The organism is Serratia sp. CY52157, assembly GCF_052168495.1.
Lineage (GTDB): Bacteria > Pseudomonadota > Gammaproteobacteria > Enterobacterales > Enterobacteriaceae > Serratia > Serratia ureilytica.
The window spans coordinates 1,920,729-1,935,369 of sequence record NZ_JBJNMO010000001.1 but is presented as its reverse complement, the minus strand read 5'-3'; the positions used below and the strand labels follow the sequence as shown (position 1 = coordinate 1,935,369).

Genomic DNA, 14,641 nt, shown 5'->3' with positions numbered 1-14,641 from the left:
GCGAGCAGGCACGCATTGATATTGCCCGGCGTCGATGACGGTTAACAGTCGCGGCGGCGCGTTTTTTGCCGCAATTTGTTTCAAATCGCGGCTTGGCGGGCCAGCTGAAACGTTTTTTGTGATCCGGATCGCTATTGGGGCGCAGATCCGAGGCGGGTGATTGTTGTTTTCGCAGCAGGATTTTACAGTGTGGGCAGCTTTTTATTTTTCATTTTGCGGAGACGAAATCAATGACCTATGCCCTCGTAGGTGATGTTGGCGGCACCAATGCCCGCCTGGCGTTGTGCACTGTTGCGACGGGTGAGATTACCCAGGCGAAAACCTATTCCGGCCTGGAGTTCGACAGCCTGGAGGCGGTGATCCGCCACTATCTGAAAGCGTGCGATATCGAGGTGCAGGACGCCTGTATCGCGATCGCCTGCCCGGTGACGGAAGACTGGGTCGCGATGACCAACCACAGCTGGGCGTTCTCTATCAAAGAAATGAAGGCCAACCTGGGGTTGAGTCATCTGGAAGTGATCAACGATTTCACCGCCGTCTCGATGGCGATCCCGATGCTCTCGCCGGACGACGTGCTGCAGTTTGGCGGCGGCGATGCGCAGCCGGGCAAACCGATCGCGGTGTACGGCGCCGGCACCGGGCTGGGTGTTGCCCACCTGGTGCAGGTCGATCGCCGCTGGGTCAGCCTGCCGGGCGAGGGCGGCCATGTCGATTTCGCACCGAACAGCGAAGAAGAAGACATTATTCTGGAGGTGCTGCGCGGTGAAGTGGGGCACGTTTCCGCCGAGCGCGTGCTGTCCGGGCCGGGCCTGGTCAACCTGTATCGCGCCATCGTCAAGGCGGACAACCGCCTGCCGGAGAAACTGGAGCCGAAGGACATTACCGAGCGGGCGCTGGCCGACAGCTGCATCGACTGCCGCCGTGCGCTGTCGCTGTTTTGCGTGATCATGGGGCGCTTCGGCGGCAACCTGGCGCTGAATCTGGGCACCTTTGGCGGCGTGTACATCGCCGGCGGCATCGTGCCGCGCTTTATGGAATTCTTCAAGGCCTCGGGCTTCCGCGCCGCCTTCGAAGATAAAGGGCGTTTCCGTGACTATGTGCGAGACATTCCGGTGTTCATGATAACCCATGGCCAACCGGGCCTGCTGGGAGCCGGCGCGCATCTGCGCCAGACGCTGGGCATGCAGCTGTAAGCAACGCGGCGGCACGATAAAAAAAGGGGCGCAACCCGCAGGTTGCGCCCCTTGTCGTTTTCGCGGGGTATCAGGCTTTGGCCAACTCTGCCGCCTGTGCCGTTTCTTCGCTTTCCACTTCCACGGCTTTCGGCGCTTTGATGAACAGCGTAATCAGCAAGGAGGCGGCGGACAGGACGCCAATCACCATGAAGGTGGCGTGGAAGCCGCCGAAGTATTTGGCGACGAACGAACCGGCCAGCGCGCCCAGGCCGAAGCCCTGGTAGATGATGCCGTAGTTCTTGCTGTGGTTTTTCAGACCGAAGAAGTCGCCGACAATCGCCGGGAACACGGTGATGTTGCCGCCGAAGCAGAAGGCCACCGCGCCGACGCAGATGAAGAACAGCGTGTGGTTCAGGGTCATGAAGCTCAGGGCGACAATCGCCAGCACGGTAACCAGCATGGTGAAGCTGATGACGCGCATACGGCCCACTTTATCGGACAGTGTCCCCAGGATGATGCGGCCGGCGGTGTTGAAGATGGCGACGGCGGACACGGTGTTGGCGGCGGTGGCCAAGTCCATCCCGGCCAGTTGAACGCCCATGTCTTTCACGATGCCAATCAGATACAGACCGCTCATGCAGGCGGCAAAGAAGATGGTGAACAGCAGGTAGGCTTCTTTGGTGGCCAGCATCTGGCGCACGCTGAAGTCGTTGCCCAGACCGTTGGCGCCTGGCTGTGCGGCGTTGGTCGCCAGCACCGGCTCTTTCAGCAGCAGGGAGCCGACGACGATCAGGCCCATCACGATGGCACCCCAGTAGAAGAAGGCGCCGGAAACGCCGACGTCGGCGATCAGGGCGGCGTTGACGTATTTGAACAGCAGGCTGCCGCTGCCGAAGGCGCCGACGGAGATGCCGGAAATCAGGCCTTTGTTGGCCGGGAACCATTTGATCAGGTTGGACAGGGTGGAGATGTAGGCGATACCGACCGCAAAGCCCACCACCACGCCGGCCAGCAGGTAGATCATGTCGAGAGAGCTGACGTGGGCGCTGGCGATAAGGCCCAGGCCGACCAGAATGCCGGAGCACAGCGTCAGGTTGCGGATGCCGAAGCGTTCTTGCAGCTTACCGGCGAACAGCGTGGCGAAGGCCAGGAAGAAGCTGGTGATGGAGAAGGTGGTGGCGACGTCCGCCAGCCCCCAGTGGAACTTGTCGACCAGCGGCTGGTTGAACAGGCTCCAGGTGTAGATGGTGCCCAGACCCATCTGACAGATGATGGTGCCGAGAACGATTAAGCTACGATTTGCCGGTTTGGTGTTCATGGCCGGTCTCCTTCCTGTGTGTGCGTTGCCGGGCGTGAGCCGTTGGCTGAAATTTGCGGGGTGAATCAGCGTTCCCGCGGTATGGGCTTATTATATGGCCGGCCCCTGCGGCGGGCGGCGGATCGGGAATGAGTTGCACGACGGAAGGAATGAAATGCATTTTATGCGGCGTGAGTTGCCGTTTTTGCGCCTGAAAGCCCGTGAAATGCCGGGGGTGACACGTGATCTACATCAAAGATATCAACGATTTATTGTTAATCGCCGGTGAACGATTGTGGTGGAATTGTGAAGGATGCGTCTGAAAGGCGTAAATCGGCATTGCGCCTATAGAGCGGCGGTGAGCGCGGGGCTATGTTATCTGCGATCGGACAAGGTCCGCTCTGCAGGAGCCATGAAATGAAAAAAACGCTGTTGTTACTGGCTGCGCTGCTGGCGCTGCCGCTGGCGAGCCAGGCCGACGTCTCCATCGGCGTGAACGTGCCTGGCCTGTCGTTGCATATCGGCGATCGCGACAATCGCGGCCATTACTGGGACGGCTATCGCTGGCGCGATCCGCGCTGGTGGGCCGATCACCGCCGGTATGAACGCCCGCGCGGGTACTATTACGGCCCGCCGCCCCGGGTGATTTACTACGGGCCGCCGCGGCGCGACTGGCGCGACCGGCCGCATTACCGCATGCCGCCACCGCCGCCGCCGGGGTATTACTACCGTCCGGGCCCGCGCTGGTAAGCGCTTACAGGCGCATCAGCTTGCGGAACTCTTTCACCTTGCTGCGGCTGACCGGCACTTCAAACTCGAGATCGCTCAGCCGCAGAATGTAGGTATTGTTGAACCAGGGCACGATCTCGCGGATCTTCGCCAGGTTAACGCAGTAAGAGCGGTGGCAGCGGAAGAAATGCTCTTCCGGCAGCCGGCCGTAAAACTCGGTGATGTTCATCGGCATCACGAACTCTTCCCGGCGGGTATAGACCCGCGTCACCTTTTCATCGGCGGCGGCGTAATAGATGTCGTTGATGTCGGTAACGATGATCCGCTCGTCTTTGATCAGGTTGATGCTGTGGCTGCCGCGGCTCGGCGCGCTGGCCGGCTCCGTCGCGCCGGCGGGACGATGATGCAGCGCCTCCAGCTTTTGCAGCATGGTGACGATGCGCGCCTCGTGATAGGGCTTGAGGATATAGTCGAACGCTTCGATCTCGAACGCTTCCACCGCGTGCTCTTTATAGGCGGTGATGAACACGATAGACGGGCGATGCGCGAATTTGCTGATGTTTTGCGCCAGCAACACGCCGTCCAGCGACGGGATGTTGATGTCGAGGAAAATGGCGTCGACCTGGTGGGTCTGCAGGTATTTGAGGACGTCGAGGCCATCTTCGAAAGTGGCGACGATATCGATATTGCTGTGTTTCTTGATCAGGTAGCTGAGTTCTTCCTGCGCGAGGAATTCGTCTTCCACGATAATGGCTTTCATGAGGCCTCCCCGACCGGCGGCGCGCTCGGCTCCTGATGCAGCTTGCCGCCGTTTTTGCTGATGTAGAACGCGATTTCGGTGCCCGGCTCCAGGCGGCGGATATGCAGCCCTTCACCGTACAGCAGCGACACGCGGTGGTGTACGTTGAGCAGGCCGATATTGTGGCCCGGCATCTCGTTGCGCGCCACTCGATCGATGGTTTCCTGATTGATGCCGTGGCCGGTATCCTTCACCGATATTTTCACCCGGTCGCCCTGATCTTTCACTGCGATCACCACTACCCCTTTGCCCTTGCAGGGCTGGATGCCGTGCACGATGGCGTTCTCCACCAGCGGCTGGATCAGCAGGCTCGGAATGCGCACCGAGACGTCGTCGTCGATGTCGTAAATCACCGTCAGCTTGGCGCCGAAACGCGCCTGTTCGATGGCGATGTAATCCTGGATCTGATGCAGCTCCTTGCGGATATCGATCAGTTCGTCGTTCAGCTCCAGGTTGTAGCGCAGGTAGCGCGACAGGTTGATGATCAGCTGGCGCGCGGTGTCCGGATTCAGGCGGATGGAGGAAGAGATGGCGTTCAGCGCGTTGAACAGGAAGTGCGGGTTAATCTTGCTCTGCAGCGCGCGCATTTCGGCTTTATCCGCCATCTGACGCAGGTGCTCGATGCGCGAAACCTCCATCTGGGTGGAGATGATCTGCGACAGCCCGACCGCCATCACCTTCAGCGTGTTGGTGATCTGGTGAGCGTGGCAGTAGTAAATTTTCAGCGCGCCGGTCACTTCGCCTTTTTCCCACAGCGGCACCACCAGCTGCGAATGGATCTGCGGCGCGGCCGGGTTTTCCAGGTTGTTTTTGATGATGATTTTGCCGTGGCGAATGCTTTCGCGAGTGACGCGGCTCAGCCCTTCGCGGCCGATCGGGTAGGCTTCGCGCCCTACGCCGACGTAAGCCAGCACCTGATGGGTATCGGTGATCGCCACCGCGTCGGCGCGGATATCCTGGCGGATGATATCGCAGATGGTGGCCAGCGATTCGCTGTTGATGTTGCGGAAATAGGGCAGCGTCTTGTGGGCGATATCCAGCGCCAGCTTGGCCTGGCGCGCGGCGATCACTTCTTTTTCATCTTCGACGCTCTGCACCAGCAGCACGATCAGGCCGATGCACACCGTGCCGAGGATCATCGGCAGGGCGATCTGCGACACGATGTCCAGCCCAAGCTCGGTCGGCTTGGCCCACAGCACGATCAGCAGCATGGTGAGGGATTCGCACAGCATGCCGCCGACGATGCCGGCGCGCCAGCGCTGCTCTTTTTTGACCTTGAGGTTGATGTAACCGGCGCTGATGCCGGCGATGATGCTGGTGATAAGGCAGGGCACCGAGGTGATGCCGCCGATGTCGATCAGATAGCGGTGCACCCCGGCGATGATGCCGGTGACGATCCCCACCCAGGGGCCGAACAGGATGCCGCCGGCCATGATGGCGATGACGCGCACGTTGACCAGCGAGCCCTCAACGTTGATGCCGGAGTAGGTGCTGAACAGCGCGAACAGCGAGAAGATTGCCGTGACGATGCCGAGCTCAAGCGGCGTATGGTCTTCTTTTTGCAGCAGTTGGCGGAACAGCCGGGTGCGGGTCAGGAAAAACAGACAGATCAACATCAGCGCGGCGCGATCAAACACCGCCAACAGCATTTCAAAAAAAGGGTGCACGACGGGTTCTCGCTGCGGCCTACGGATGACGGCAGTATACCACAGCGAGAGAGGCCCGTGGCTGGAGGCGGCGGTCAGCGCATGCCGAGCTGCGCTTTGCCCAGCGGCGTCAGCAGCTCGACGGTGGCGCGGCCGTCGAAATCCACCTCGAAGTCGTCGGGGGCGAAGTCCGGCGGCGTTCTGCCGTCGATAAAGCTCGGCAGCTGGCGCTGCAGATAGGCGTCGTTTTTCTCGCAGCCCGGCGCGGCGGCGATGTACATCACGTTGCTGTCGAACTCGCCGTTATGTTCGTTCTCCACCGCGTGGATCACATCGCAGTGCCAAAAGACCGTGTCGCCCGGCTCCAGATCGGGAATAGGGGAAATCCCGCTTAATAAAAGGGGATGCCATTTTTCCGAGATCGACAGCGCGCGACCCGGCGCCGCATCGCACAGATCGTCATCGGCGACGTCGTCCTGCAGCGCGCGCAGCAGCACATAGGCCATGGCGTTGGCGATTGGCACCAGGTTCAGCGTGCCGGCGTTGGTGCGCTGCGGCGTCAGCGCCGTCCAGCCCTGGAAGGTGCGGAACATCGAGCAGACCGCCGGAGAGGCTATCTCGCGCACTTCGGTGCGGCCGTCGGCGGCGAAGGGATCGTACTGCTGCCAGTCGCCGGAGAAGACGTGGCGATACACATAGCGGAAGTTCTCGTCCAGCCAGCGCTCGATGGTGCCGCTGTCGACGTGCGGCGACAGGCCCAGCGACGAGGAGTTCGGCGGGCGGCGGCGGGTGCGATCGGCGTAGGTGGCGACGCGAGTCGGATCGAAATGCTGTTTGCCGTTGCTTTCGGTGGCCCACAGGCTGTTGAGAAACACCTGCACCGCATGCATGCGCGCGTCCTGCCGCGCTTCAACCTGCGGTTTTGACCAATAGATGCCGTAGATCTGTGGCTTGCTGGCGGCCAGCTTGCCGAAATAGTTGTCTTCGGCGGCGTTCTTCAATCGCTCGACGAAGTTGTTGCGATCGAGGTAATCGCCGATTTCTCGGTTCCAGCCCTCGGCTTTGGCGCGCGGAAACACCCCGCGAATAGCGCAGGCGCCGCGTTGTTTGATCAGCGCTTTTTGTTGTTCAGTGACGCGCTGCTGCAGGATATCTTCCGCGTCAATTTGCGGCACCGGGTTGTGGCCGGCGGCCAGTTCGCGGCGAATCTGTTCGACTTGGCCGCGGATGTTCTCTTCCAGCGCCTGGAATACGTCGCGATAGTTGGGCAATGCCTGGCGCAGCTGACGCTTGACGTTAACGATCGCCTGCGGAATATCGTCGATGACTAAAGAGGCCATGGTGTTCTCCTGATGCCGCGTGGGTAACGGCGGCGGGCAGTTGTAGGGAATCGGGCAAGACGTTATGGTTTTGTGGTTTTAACGTAAATGATTATCGGCAACCAATCGGGGAAAATAAAGAGATATCTTTCATTCGTAAGTTCCTCTTTTTCGTTTTTCGGAGATTTTATGAAGCTGGTCACTGAACGTCTGCAGTTACAGTCGATAACCGCCGAGGATTGGCCGCTGTTTCTGCGCCTGTACCAAGATCCCGAGGTGATCCGTTACATCTCCGATCCGCGCAGCGAAGCGGAGATCCGCGCACGGTTCGAGGAGCGCCTGCCGGTCTGGGACAAACACGGCGACCAGTGGCTGTGCCTGGTGATGCGTGAGAAGCACAGCGGAGAGGCGGTGGGCATTACCGGCTTTCGCCCGCACTGGGCGCCGTATCGGCAGGCGGAAGTGGGATATGGGAGTTTGCCTTCCGGGCAGGGCAAGGGCTATGGCAAGGAGTCGCTGCGGGCGGTGCTGGATTTTGCGGTGAACGCCTGCGGTTTTCACAAGCTGACCGCCACCGTGACCGCCGGTAACGTCGCCTCGCGCGGCCTGCTGGAGTCGTGTGGTTTCCAGCTGGAGGGCACGCTGCGCGACAACTACCGTCTGGCGGATCAGTGGTGCGACGACTGGCTGTTCGGGCTGCTGGCGGCGGAGTTTCAGAGCGCTAAATAAAAATATCGCGCAGGGTATCGACAAGCTCGTCGGCGCTGCGCTATGTTCGATATTCGGTCAGTTCGCTGGCCAGCGTCGCTCGGACGGTCCGGGCGCTAACGTCTATCGAGGAATCCCCTATGGCTGATAACAGTCCACAGCGCCGTTTCACGCGCATTGAACGCCTTCCCCCTTACGTATTCAACATCACCGCCGAACTGAAGATGGCCGCACGCCGTCGCGGCGAGGATATTATCGACTTCAGCATGGGTAACCCCGACGGCCCGACGCCGCCGCACATCGTGGAAAAACTGTGCGCCGTCGCCCAGCGCGACGACACCCACGGTTATTCCACCTCGCGCGGCATTCCGCGCCTGCGCCGCGCCATTTCGCGCTGGTATGCCGATCGTTATCAGGTGGATATCGATCCGGAAAGCGAAGCCATCGTCACTATCGGTTCGAAAGAGGGGCTGGCGCACCTGATGCTGGCGACCCTCGATCACGGCGATACCGTGCTGGTGCCGAACCCCAGTTACCCGATCCACATTTACGGCGCGGTGATCGCCGGCGCTCAGGTGCGCTCGGTGCCGCTGGTGGACGGCGTGGATTTCTTCGGCGAGCTGGAGCGCGCCATTCGCGAAACCATTCCGCGCCCGAAAATGATGATCCTCGGCTTCCCGTCCAACCCGACCGCGCAGTGCGTGGAGCTGGATTTCTTCGAGCGGGTGGTGGCGCTGGCCAAGCAGTACAACGTGCTGGTGATCCACGATCTGGCCTATGCCGATATCGTCTATGACGGCTGGAAAGCGCCGTCGATCATGCAGGTGCCGGGGGCGAAAGACATTGCGGTGGAGTTCTTCACCCTGTCGAAAAGCTACAACATGGCCGGCTGGCGCATCGGTTTCATGGTCGGCAATCCCGAACTGGTCAGCGCGTTGGCGCGCATCAAGAGCTATCACGACTACGGGACCTTTACGCCGCTGCAGGTGGCGGCCATCGCCGCGCTGGAAGGCGATCAGCAGTGCGTGCGCGATATCGCCGAGCAGTATCGGCAGCGCCGCAACGTGTTGGTGAAAGGGCTGCACGAGGCCGGCTGGATGGTGGAAAACCCGAAGGCGTCGATGTACGTCTGGGCGAAAATTCCCGAACCTTATGCCCATCTCGGTTCGCTGGAGTTCGCCAAACGCCTGCTGGCGGAAGCCAAGGTTTGCGTTTCGCCGGGCATCGGCTTCGGCGACTATGGCGATACCCATGTGCGCTTCGCTCTGATCGAAAATCAGGACCGTATTCGCCAGGCGGTGCGCGGCATCAAGGCCATGTTCCGCGCGGACGGGTTGCTGATGCCGGGCAAAGGCGGCGGCGCCAAATAATCCTGTCAGGCCGGACGTTTGTTCGGCCTTATTTTTTCCCGTCCCAAGGTTTTCTTCATTATTTCCCCATTATGCTCGACTACGCTGAATTTTATTTTTTTGGATAGAGTGTATGAGCAACCGCTATGCGCGATCGCAAATCGTTTTACATTGGTTGACGCTGCTGATGGTGATCCTCACCTACGCGGCGATGTTGCTGAAGGATTCGGTGCCGGAGGCGTGGGCGCCGCTGGTCAAAAATCTGCACTTTAATTTTGGGGCTTCGGTTTTTGCCCTGATGCTGATTCGGCTGGCGGTGCGCACCCTCCACGCGACGCCGCCGACCACGCCGCCGCTGGAGGAATGGCAGGAAGTGGGCGCCAAGATCTTCCATTGGCTGCTGTACGTGGTATTCCTGATGTTGCCGCTGCTGGGCGTGTTAACCCTGGCCTACGGCGGGAAATCGTGGACTTTACTGGGGTGGCCGGTACCGCAATGGGTGACGCCGGATCCGGTGATGCGCAAGCTGGTTAAAACGGTTCATGAGACGCTGGCGAATATCGGCTACTTTATCATTGGCGCGCATGCGCTGGCGGCGCTGTATCACCACTACCTACGCAAGGACGACACCCTGCGCCGCATGATGCCGGGCAAATAACGGCGAACGACGGAAACGACAAAGGGACGCTCGCGCGTCCCTTTGGCTGTGTTCCCGGTCAGGCAACCATCAACATGAAGGTGCCAACCCAGGCAACCAGCATGAATGACACGCCCATCAAAAAATATTTCACTGAACAACTCCTGTCTGGAGTCCTCGCCAGCAATGATCCCGATTGTTGTGCTGAGTGTTTTATGGGCAACCTGTTTGTCGGGCGGGTTCTTCCAAACGAAAGAACAACGTCCTCGCGCGCGGGTTGTCCGGTTGTCGCGCCTCATGCTCCGTGAGGTAAAATCCGAACCGCGACAGGATCGGCGCTAATGTACTCTCAATACTGGTCTGATTTCAATACTGTGTTTTTGATCACAATTTTTGGCTGTTTTTTGAACAGGGTGCGCTGTTTTATAACGCTTTTTATCGGCGGGCGACAGGAACTAGCCCGCCGTGGCGGGCTGTAAAATAAGGGATGAAGCAATGCAGCGGCAGGCGCTCAGGCGACGGCGTTGATGCCGGTCGCCAGAATGACCCAAAAAACGAGACAAGACAGCAGAATAACGGCCCAAATATGACGGCGACTCCACTCCATTTTTAGCCTTCGTTGTTGCGACAGAGGATTAGGTAACGATCACATCGGCGCGAATGGAGGAAAATTTAGCCCCTGCGGATAATATTTTGCTTACCTGTTGCTAACTTATTGGCAAACTTCACTTATTGTCACGCGCACGTCGTAGCCCAACAGATACAGCGCCTGCTCCAACGCTTCCACCTTCGAGGCGTAACCGATATCCAGCAACCGCTCCATTTGCCCGCCGTTGAAACCCAGCTTGCGCGCCAGCGCCGCTTTACCGGTGTTTTTGCGCAGCATGGCGTTGTGCAGTTCGATTTTCAGCGCCACCAGCGCCGGCAGGTGTACCCTCAACTCATCGGCTTGCAGAGGGGAAGGGGCGGGCAGGGGCAAACCTTCATCCATCGTGGCGGCGATGGCGGCCAACAGGCTTTCCTGCGCCTCCAGTTCGATGTCTTCGCGTTTATAGCAGGCGGTTTGCCACTCGGGGAAGTCGCGAAAACCGATCTGCCAGGCGTCGCTGTCGCGATCGAAGGCGTAATGGGCGAAGTAATGGCTGAACATGGCGATCCCTGATTAAAACCTGAATGAGGCGCTATTGTGACGGCACGGCCGGCGGATAGCCATAGCCTTGAGCGGAATGGCGCTCAATCAGTCTGTTCACGCGGCTTGCGTCGCAGCCCGTCGGGCGGCAACAGCAGGGCGCAGAGCATGACTGCCAGACTGAACAGCGGCAGCCAGCGCGCTACCGGGCCGGGGGAGTAGTTGTTGAGCACCGAGCAAACATAGCACGCGACGGCCAACGCCCAACCGGGCAGGCCGATATCGTTGAGTCGGAACGCGGTTTTGGCCATGAACCACGTGACCAGGCCGAAACAGAACAACGCCCACACCATAATGCACAGCAGATACAGCAGCACCGAGACGAATTCGGCGCCGTCGCCGTGCGCGTAGGCGCGAAAATGGTTTTTATCCAGATAGGTCGACAGAAACGACAGCAGCACGATACCGATGGCGAAGATCGCCAGCGAGAAAATAAACGGTTTGCGCGAGATGCGCCCACGGTACAGGTCTTTGGCGAGTTGTCCGAGAGATTCCATCACAGTCCATTGTCGTGATCATTGCGGCGATAGCCGGGTGGCAAGCAGTCGGGCATTTTATCGGGGCAAACGTGGGCGTCAAGGTGATAACTTTTCTCATTTAGTTGCGGTTGAGATTCAGCGCGGCCGCACCGGGCGTTCTTTGCCCGTGCAAAACGTCACAATTTGGCACGTTTGGCTACCTGACGCGGTCATTGGCGGCATAATCCTGTTTGTTCGCGTTGAACAATGCATTAACATAACTCCCACTTATCTCTTGCATGGCTATATGGATATCCGATGCGTCACCTGGTTGCGCTTTTACCGCTGATTACCTTGCTTGCTGCCTGTAGCAGCACGCCGAAACCCAGTACCACCGCTACGCCGCAGAGCGCCCCGGTAAAGGGCGGCTTTTTGCTGAGCCCGGCGCACAGCGGCGCGCCGCTGGGTGGGGATTTCGCCAATAACCCGAATACCGCGCGCTTTATCGAGAAGATGGTGCAGGAACACGGTTTTGACCGGCAGCAGCTGCACGACGTGCTGGCGCAGGCTCGGCGATTGGATTCGGTGCTGCGGCTGATGGACAGGCAGGCGCCGACGCCGTCTACCCAGGGGCCAACCGGGCCGAATGGCTCCTGGCTGCGCTACCGCAACAAGTTCATCACCCCGGATAACGTGCAAAACGGCGTAGTGTTCTGGAATCAATATCAGGATGCGCTGCAGCGCGCCTGGCAGGTGTACGGCGTGCCGCCGGAGATTATCGTGGGGATTATCGGCGTGGAAACCCGTTGGGGCCGCGTAATGGGTAAAACCCGCATTATCGATGCGCTGGCGACGCTGGCCTTCGACTACCCGCGCCGCGCCGATTACTTCGCCGGTGAGCTGGAAACCTTCTTGCTGATGTCGCGCACCGAAGGCGACGATCCGCTCGAGTTGCGCGGTTCCTTCGCCGGTGCGATGGGCTACGGGCAGTTCATGCCTTCTTCCTTCAAAAGCTATGCGGTCGATTTCAACGGCGATGGGCATATCAACCTGTGGGATCCGGTCGATGCCATCGGCAGCGTGGCCAATTACTTCAAAGCGCACGGCTGGTCCAAAGGCGAGCCGGTCGCCATTCAGGCCAACGGCCAGGCGCCGGGGTTGGAAAACGGCTTCAAGACGCGCTACTCGGTCGCCGCGCTGGCCGAAGCCGGCCTGAGCCCGCAGGGGTCGCTTGGTGATAACCAAGAGGCCAGCCTGCTGCGGCTGGATGTCGGCACCGGCTACCAGTATTGGTACGGTCTGCCGAATTTCTACGTCATCACCCGCTATAACCACAGCACCCATTACGCCATGGCGGTATGGCAACTGGGCGAAGCGGTCGGGCGCTCGGCGCGCGGCGGCTTCTGACGCTGCGTCAATAAACGAAAAGGCCGCTTGCGCGGCCTTTTTTGCATTCTGAGCAATCAGAAATCGTAGCGCAGACGCACCACGGTCATATCGCCGAGGTTGTCGGTGCTCGATGTCAGCACGTGCTCTACGTCAACGCGGAAACCGTAGTCAAACTGTACGGTCACCCCGAGGCCGTTATCGATGCGCTGGTAGTTGCGGCCGGTGATGTATTCCAGGCGGTCGCCCATGAAGTACGGCATCACCGATTTCACCGCGTACTGACCTACCGGCACGGTATAACCGGCCAGGTATTCGATACCCCACGCATCGCCGGCGAAGTAATTATTGACGTCGGCTTTCTTGGTGGTCAGGAAGTCGTTGTAGTAACCGCCGCCGAAGGTCAGGGTCCAGTTGTCCGGTTTCCAGCTGATGGCGGTGCCGACGATGTTCTGATCGTAGCTTTTGCTGCCGCTGGTGGACGGGTTGCGCATTTCGGCGCGGGTGTAGTTCCAGGCGGTGCCCCAGGTCAGGTCCGGCGTAATATGGTAATCCACACCCAGAGAGCCGCCGCCTTTGCGCTTGTAGCGCAGGCCGTTGCCCGGCAGATAGTCGCTGTCGCTGAACAGGTACGAGGCGTAAACGTCCGCATCGCCGAAGCGGTTCTTGTACTTCAGCATTTTGCGTGAACGGTAAGAGCCGTCGTAGTCGCCGTTAATGCCGTTGCCCGGCGCCTGGGCCAGCATGTCGTAGTCCCAAATATCAGTCTTGGCGCCCACCACGTCATAATAAACGCTGTTCTGTTGACCGAAGGTCATCTGGCCCCAGGTGTTGCTTTTCAGGCCGGTGTACAGCATGCGGCGGCTGGTGTTTCTCGCGCCGTCGGCATAGTGATGATCCCAGTCAAACAGCGCCGGAATGTTCACGCCCAGCTCGTAGTAGCTGATCCAGCTGATATCGTCGAACAGATAGTAGTCCGCCGCGAAACGGAAGCGGGTGCCGCCGTCGAAGCCGTTACGCTTGTACGAGCCCTTGTCACCGTCGCCCGTCATGTTGTTGAACTGCGGACGAATACTGCCGCCAACGGTGAAGTTCAGGCGGCTGAGCGGATCGCCGGCCTGTGGATCTTGCTTCAGCAGGGTGATTTCCGCCTGAGCGGCGAACGACGCGCTGCCGATCGCCAGACCCAGCGCCACCGCTTGAGTCATTACGCGCAATTTCATTGCCATGTGTTATCCCTGTTTTAGGTATGACCGCCCTCATCAGCGCCGCCATGCCGATGTTTTGCGCAAAAAGCTGCGTTTTTGCGCATTTTGACGGTTTTTTTTGGTGTTTTAGCGGCGGGCGGCATTTGTAGCATAAACGGTGAAATAAATAATTACTTTTCTTGCTAATTATTGGCCGGTTTTTGACCATTTCGTGCGGTGAAAGTGGCCGCTCTGCCTCTCTCTCCACTCGGATGAATTCATTTAACGCCAAGGTTTATATTTTTCATTTGTCAGTCACCAACCCCAGCCTGTAATTTCAGCCATGCAAGAGATAATTAATTCCAGCCTGTCACCGCCGTATTAACGTGAGGCATTTTTGCGTAATCGGTTGGCAGGAATAAGCGATTGGGAGGTCGCCATGAGAAACCTGTTAATGTTGTTGGTGGGGCTGTTTTCATTACCGGCGATGGCGGCGGAGTCGCACGTCTGTCATTCTCAAGCTTATGATTATGCAGAGGTTAGTAAACTAAGGTTGTCTGACGATACTCTGTTTTTCTGCCGCGGCGTGGGGCGCCTGACGATCCCTGAATTGGCGCGAAAAGGCTGGAAGGTGATTCACCTGGCGCAGCAAACTGAATATACCGACTCCGTCGACAGCGATGGCGAAGTTATTAAGCTTTATCAGGAAATCGTGGTGTATAAAGAATAACGCGGCGGCAGCCTGTGATTATTTCAACGGCG

Annotated in this window: 15 protein-coding genes; 7 read left to right on the top strand and 8 right to left on the bottom strand. The window is 59.2% G+C overall.

The window, feature by feature from the left end:
* Nucleotides 1-230: 230 nt before the first annotated feature.
* The gene (gene glk / locus ACJ8IP_RS09205; protein WP_025303754.1) at nucleotides 231-1,193 is read left to right on the top strand and encodes a glucokinase; all 963 of its coding nucleotides are present in this window, start codon (nucleotides 231-233) and stop codon (nucleotides 1,191-1,193) included.
* 70 nt (nucleotides 1,194-1,263) lie between these two features.
* Here glk and ACJ8IP_RS09200 read toward each other — a convergent pair whose 3' ends face one another.
* A complete protein-coding gene (locus ACJ8IP_RS09200) occupies nucleotides 1,264-2,493 on the bottom strand; it encodes an L-lactate MFS transporter (protein WP_033643939.1) in 1,230 nt (409 codons plus the stop codon).
* 396 nt (nucleotides 2,494-2,889) lie between these two features.
* Between ACJ8IP_RS09200 and ACJ8IP_RS09195 the strand changes: the two genes are divergently transcribed.
* Nucleotides 2,890-3,222 carry a DUF2502 domain-containing protein gene (locus ACJ8IP_RS09195; RefSeq protein WP_033643938.1) on the top strand — a complete coding sequence of 111 codons (333 nt, stop codon included), beginning with the start codon at nucleotides 2,890-2,892 and terminating at the stop codon, nucleotides 3,220-3,222.
* 4 nt (nucleotides 3,223-3,226) lie between these two features.
* On the opposite strand, the gene ACJ8IP_RS09190 is transcribed toward ACJ8IP_RS09195, so the two are convergent.
* The 3 genes from ACJ8IP_RS09190 to ACJ8IP_RS09180 all read right to left on the bottom strand — a co-directional run bounded on the left by ACJ8IP_RS09190 (nucleotide 3,227) and on the right by ACJ8IP_RS09180 (nucleotide 6,986).
* Nucleotides 3,227-3,961: a LytR/AlgR family response regulator transcription factor gene (locus ACJ8IP_RS09190; protein WP_025303751.1), complete on the bottom strand. Its 735-nt coding sequence runs from the start codon at nucleotides 3,959-3,961 to the stop codon at nucleotides 3,227-3,229.
* On the bottom strand, nucleotides 3,958-5,649 hold the full coding sequence (locus ACJ8IP_RS09185) for a sensor histidine kinase (protein WP_025303750.1): 1,692 nt from the start codon (nucleotides 5,647-5,649) through the stop codon (nucleotides 3,958-3,960). The genes ACJ8IP_RS09190 and ACJ8IP_RS09185 overlap by 4 nt, the downstream gene beginning before the upstream one ends.
* A gap of 92 nt (nucleotides 5,650-5,741) precedes the next feature.
* Nucleotides 5,742-6,986, bottom strand: coding sequence for a DUF1479 domain-containing protein (locus ACJ8IP_RS09180; protein ID WP_033651992.1), 1,245 nt, complete (start codon nucleotides 6,984-6,986; stop codon nucleotides 5,742-5,744).
* Between the two features lie 168 nt (nucleotides 6,987-7,154).
* On the opposite strand from ACJ8IP_RS09180, the gene ACJ8IP_RS09175 reads away from it, so the two are divergent.
* The 3 genes from ACJ8IP_RS09175 (at nucleotide 7,155) to ACJ8IP_RS09165 (ending at nucleotide 9,680) form a co-directional block, all read left to right on the top strand.
* Complete coding sequence (locus tag ACJ8IP_RS09175; RefSeq protein WP_033643935.1) at nucleotides 7,155-7,694, top strand: GNAT family N-acetyltransferase; 540 nt, start codon at nucleotides 7,155-7,157, stop codon at nucleotides 7,692-7,694.
* 119 nt (nucleotides 7,695-7,813) lie between these two features.
* A complete protein-coding gene (alaC, locus tag ACJ8IP_RS09170) occupies nucleotides 7,814-9,043 on the top strand; it encodes an alanine transaminase (protein WP_033643934.1) in 1,230 nt (409 codons plus the stop codon).
* Between the two features lie 112 nt (nucleotides 9,044-9,155).
* Nucleotides 9,156-9,680, top strand: coding sequence for a cytochrome b (locus tag ACJ8IP_RS09165; protein ID WP_033643933.1), 525 nt, complete (start codon nucleotides 9,156-9,158; stop codon nucleotides 9,678-9,680).
* Between the two features lie 58 nt (nucleotides 9,681-9,738).
* On the opposite strand, the gene ypdK is transcribed toward ACJ8IP_RS09165, so the two are convergent.
* From ypdK to ACJ8IP_RS09150, 3 genes are all read right to left on the bottom strand, one after another.
* Nucleotides 9,739-9,813 (bottom strand): membrane protein YpdK, encoded by a 75-nt coding sequence (gene ypdK / locus ACJ8IP_RS09160; RefSeq protein ID WP_099782600.1) that lies wholly within the window; start codon nucleotides 9,811-9,813, stop codon nucleotides 9,739-9,741.
* 558 nt (nucleotides 9,814-10,371) lie between these two features.
* On the bottom strand, nucleotides 10,372-10,809 hold the full coding sequence (locus tag ACJ8IP_RS09155) for an antitoxin HicB (RefSeq protein ID WP_033651988.1): 438 nt from the start codon (nucleotides 10,807-10,809) through the stop codon (nucleotides 10,372-10,374).
* A gap of 83 nt (nucleotides 10,810-10,892) precedes the next feature.
* The gene (locus ACJ8IP_RS09150) at nucleotides 10,893-11,345 is read right to left on the bottom strand and encodes a DUF805 domain-containing protein (protein WP_033651987.1); all 453 of its coding nucleotides are present in this window, start codon (nucleotides 11,343-11,345) and stop codon (nucleotides 10,893-10,895) included.
* A 279-nt stretch (nucleotides 11,346-11,624) separates the two neighbouring features.
* On the opposite strand from ACJ8IP_RS09150, the gene mltB reads away from it, so the two are divergent.
* The gene (mltB, locus tag ACJ8IP_RS09145; protein WP_033632457.1) at nucleotides 11,625-12,713 is read left to right on the top strand and encodes a lytic murein transglycosylase B; all 1,089 of its coding nucleotides are present in this window, start codon (nucleotides 11,625-11,627) and stop codon (nucleotides 12,711-12,713) included.
* 56 nt (nucleotides 12,714-12,769) lie between these two features.
* Here the strand turns inward: mltB and ACJ8IP_RS09140 are convergent, their stop codons facing one another.
* Nucleotides 12,770-13,915: a porin gene (locus ACJ8IP_RS09140; RefSeq protein ID WP_376697688.1), complete on the bottom strand. Its 1,146-nt coding sequence runs from the start codon at nucleotides 13,913-13,915 to the stop codon at nucleotides 12,770-12,772.
* Between the two features lie 403 nt (nucleotides 13,916-14,318).
* Between ACJ8IP_RS09140 and ACJ8IP_RS09135 the strand changes: the two genes are divergently transcribed.
* The gene (locus ACJ8IP_RS09135) at nucleotides 14,319-14,609 is read left to right on the top strand and encodes a hypothetical protein (RefSeq protein ID WP_033643929.1); all 291 of its coding nucleotides are present in this window, start codon (nucleotides 14,319-14,321) and stop codon (nucleotides 14,607-14,609) included.
* Nucleotides 14,610-14,641 lie beyond the last annotated feature (32 nt).

Excerpts from the sequence above, each read along its gene's own strand:
- glk (WP_025303754.1), top strand. The coding sequence starts at position 231 with ATGACCTATGCCCTCGTAGGTGATGTTGGCGGCACCAATGCCCGCCTG.
- ACJ8IP_RS09200 (WP_033643939.1), bottom strand. The coding sequence starts at position 2,493 with ATGAACACCAAACCGGCAAATCGTAGCTTAATCGTTCTCGGCACCATC.
- ACJ8IP_RS09195 (WP_033643938.1), top strand. The coding sequence starts at position 2,890 with ATGAAAAAAACGCTGTTGTTACTGGCTGCGCTGCTGGCGCTGCCGCTG.
- ACJ8IP_RS09190 (WP_025303751.1), bottom strand. The coding sequence starts at position 3,961 with ATGAAAGCCATTATCGTGGAAGACGAATTCCTCGCGCAGGAAGAACTC.
- ACJ8IP_RS09185 (WP_025303750.1), bottom strand. The coding sequence starts at position 5,649 with ATGCTGTTGGCGGTGTTTGATCGCGCCGCGCTGATGTTGATCTGTCTG.
- ACJ8IP_RS09180 (WP_033651992.1), bottom strand. The coding sequence starts at position 6,986 with ATGGCCTCTTTAGTCATCGACGATATTCCGCAGGCGATCGTTAACGTC.
- ACJ8IP_RS09175 (WP_033643935.1), top strand. The coding sequence starts at position 7,155 with ATGAAGCTGGTCACTGAACGTCTGCAGTTACAGTCGATAACCGCCGAG.
- alaC (WP_033643934.1), top strand. The coding sequence starts at position 7,814 with ATGGCTGATAACAGTCCACAGCGCCGTTTCACGCGCATTGAACGCCTT.
- ACJ8IP_RS09165 (WP_033643933.1), top strand. The coding sequence starts at position 9,156 with ATGAGCAACCGCTATGCGCGATCGCAAATCGTTTTACATTGGTTGACG.
- ACJ8IP_RS09155 (WP_033651988.1), bottom strand. The coding sequence starts at position 10,809 with ATGTTCAGCCATTACTTCGCCCATTACGCCTTCGATCGCGACAGCGAC.
- ACJ8IP_RS09150 (WP_033651987.1), bottom strand. The coding sequence starts at position 11,345 with ATGGAATCTCTCGGACAACTCGCCAAAGACCTGTACCGTGGGCGCATC.
- mltB (WP_033632457.1), top strand. The coding sequence starts at position 11,625 with ATGCGTCACCTGGTTGCGCTTTTACCGCTGATTACCTTGCTTGCTGCC.
- ACJ8IP_RS09140 (WP_376697688.1), bottom strand. The coding sequence starts at position 13,915 with ATGAAATTGCGCGTAATGACTCAAGCGGTGGCGCTGGGTCTGGCGATC.
- ACJ8IP_RS09135 (WP_033643929.1), top strand. The coding sequence starts at position 14,319 with ATGAGAAACCTGTTAATGTTGTTGGTGGGGCTGTTTTCATTACCGGCG.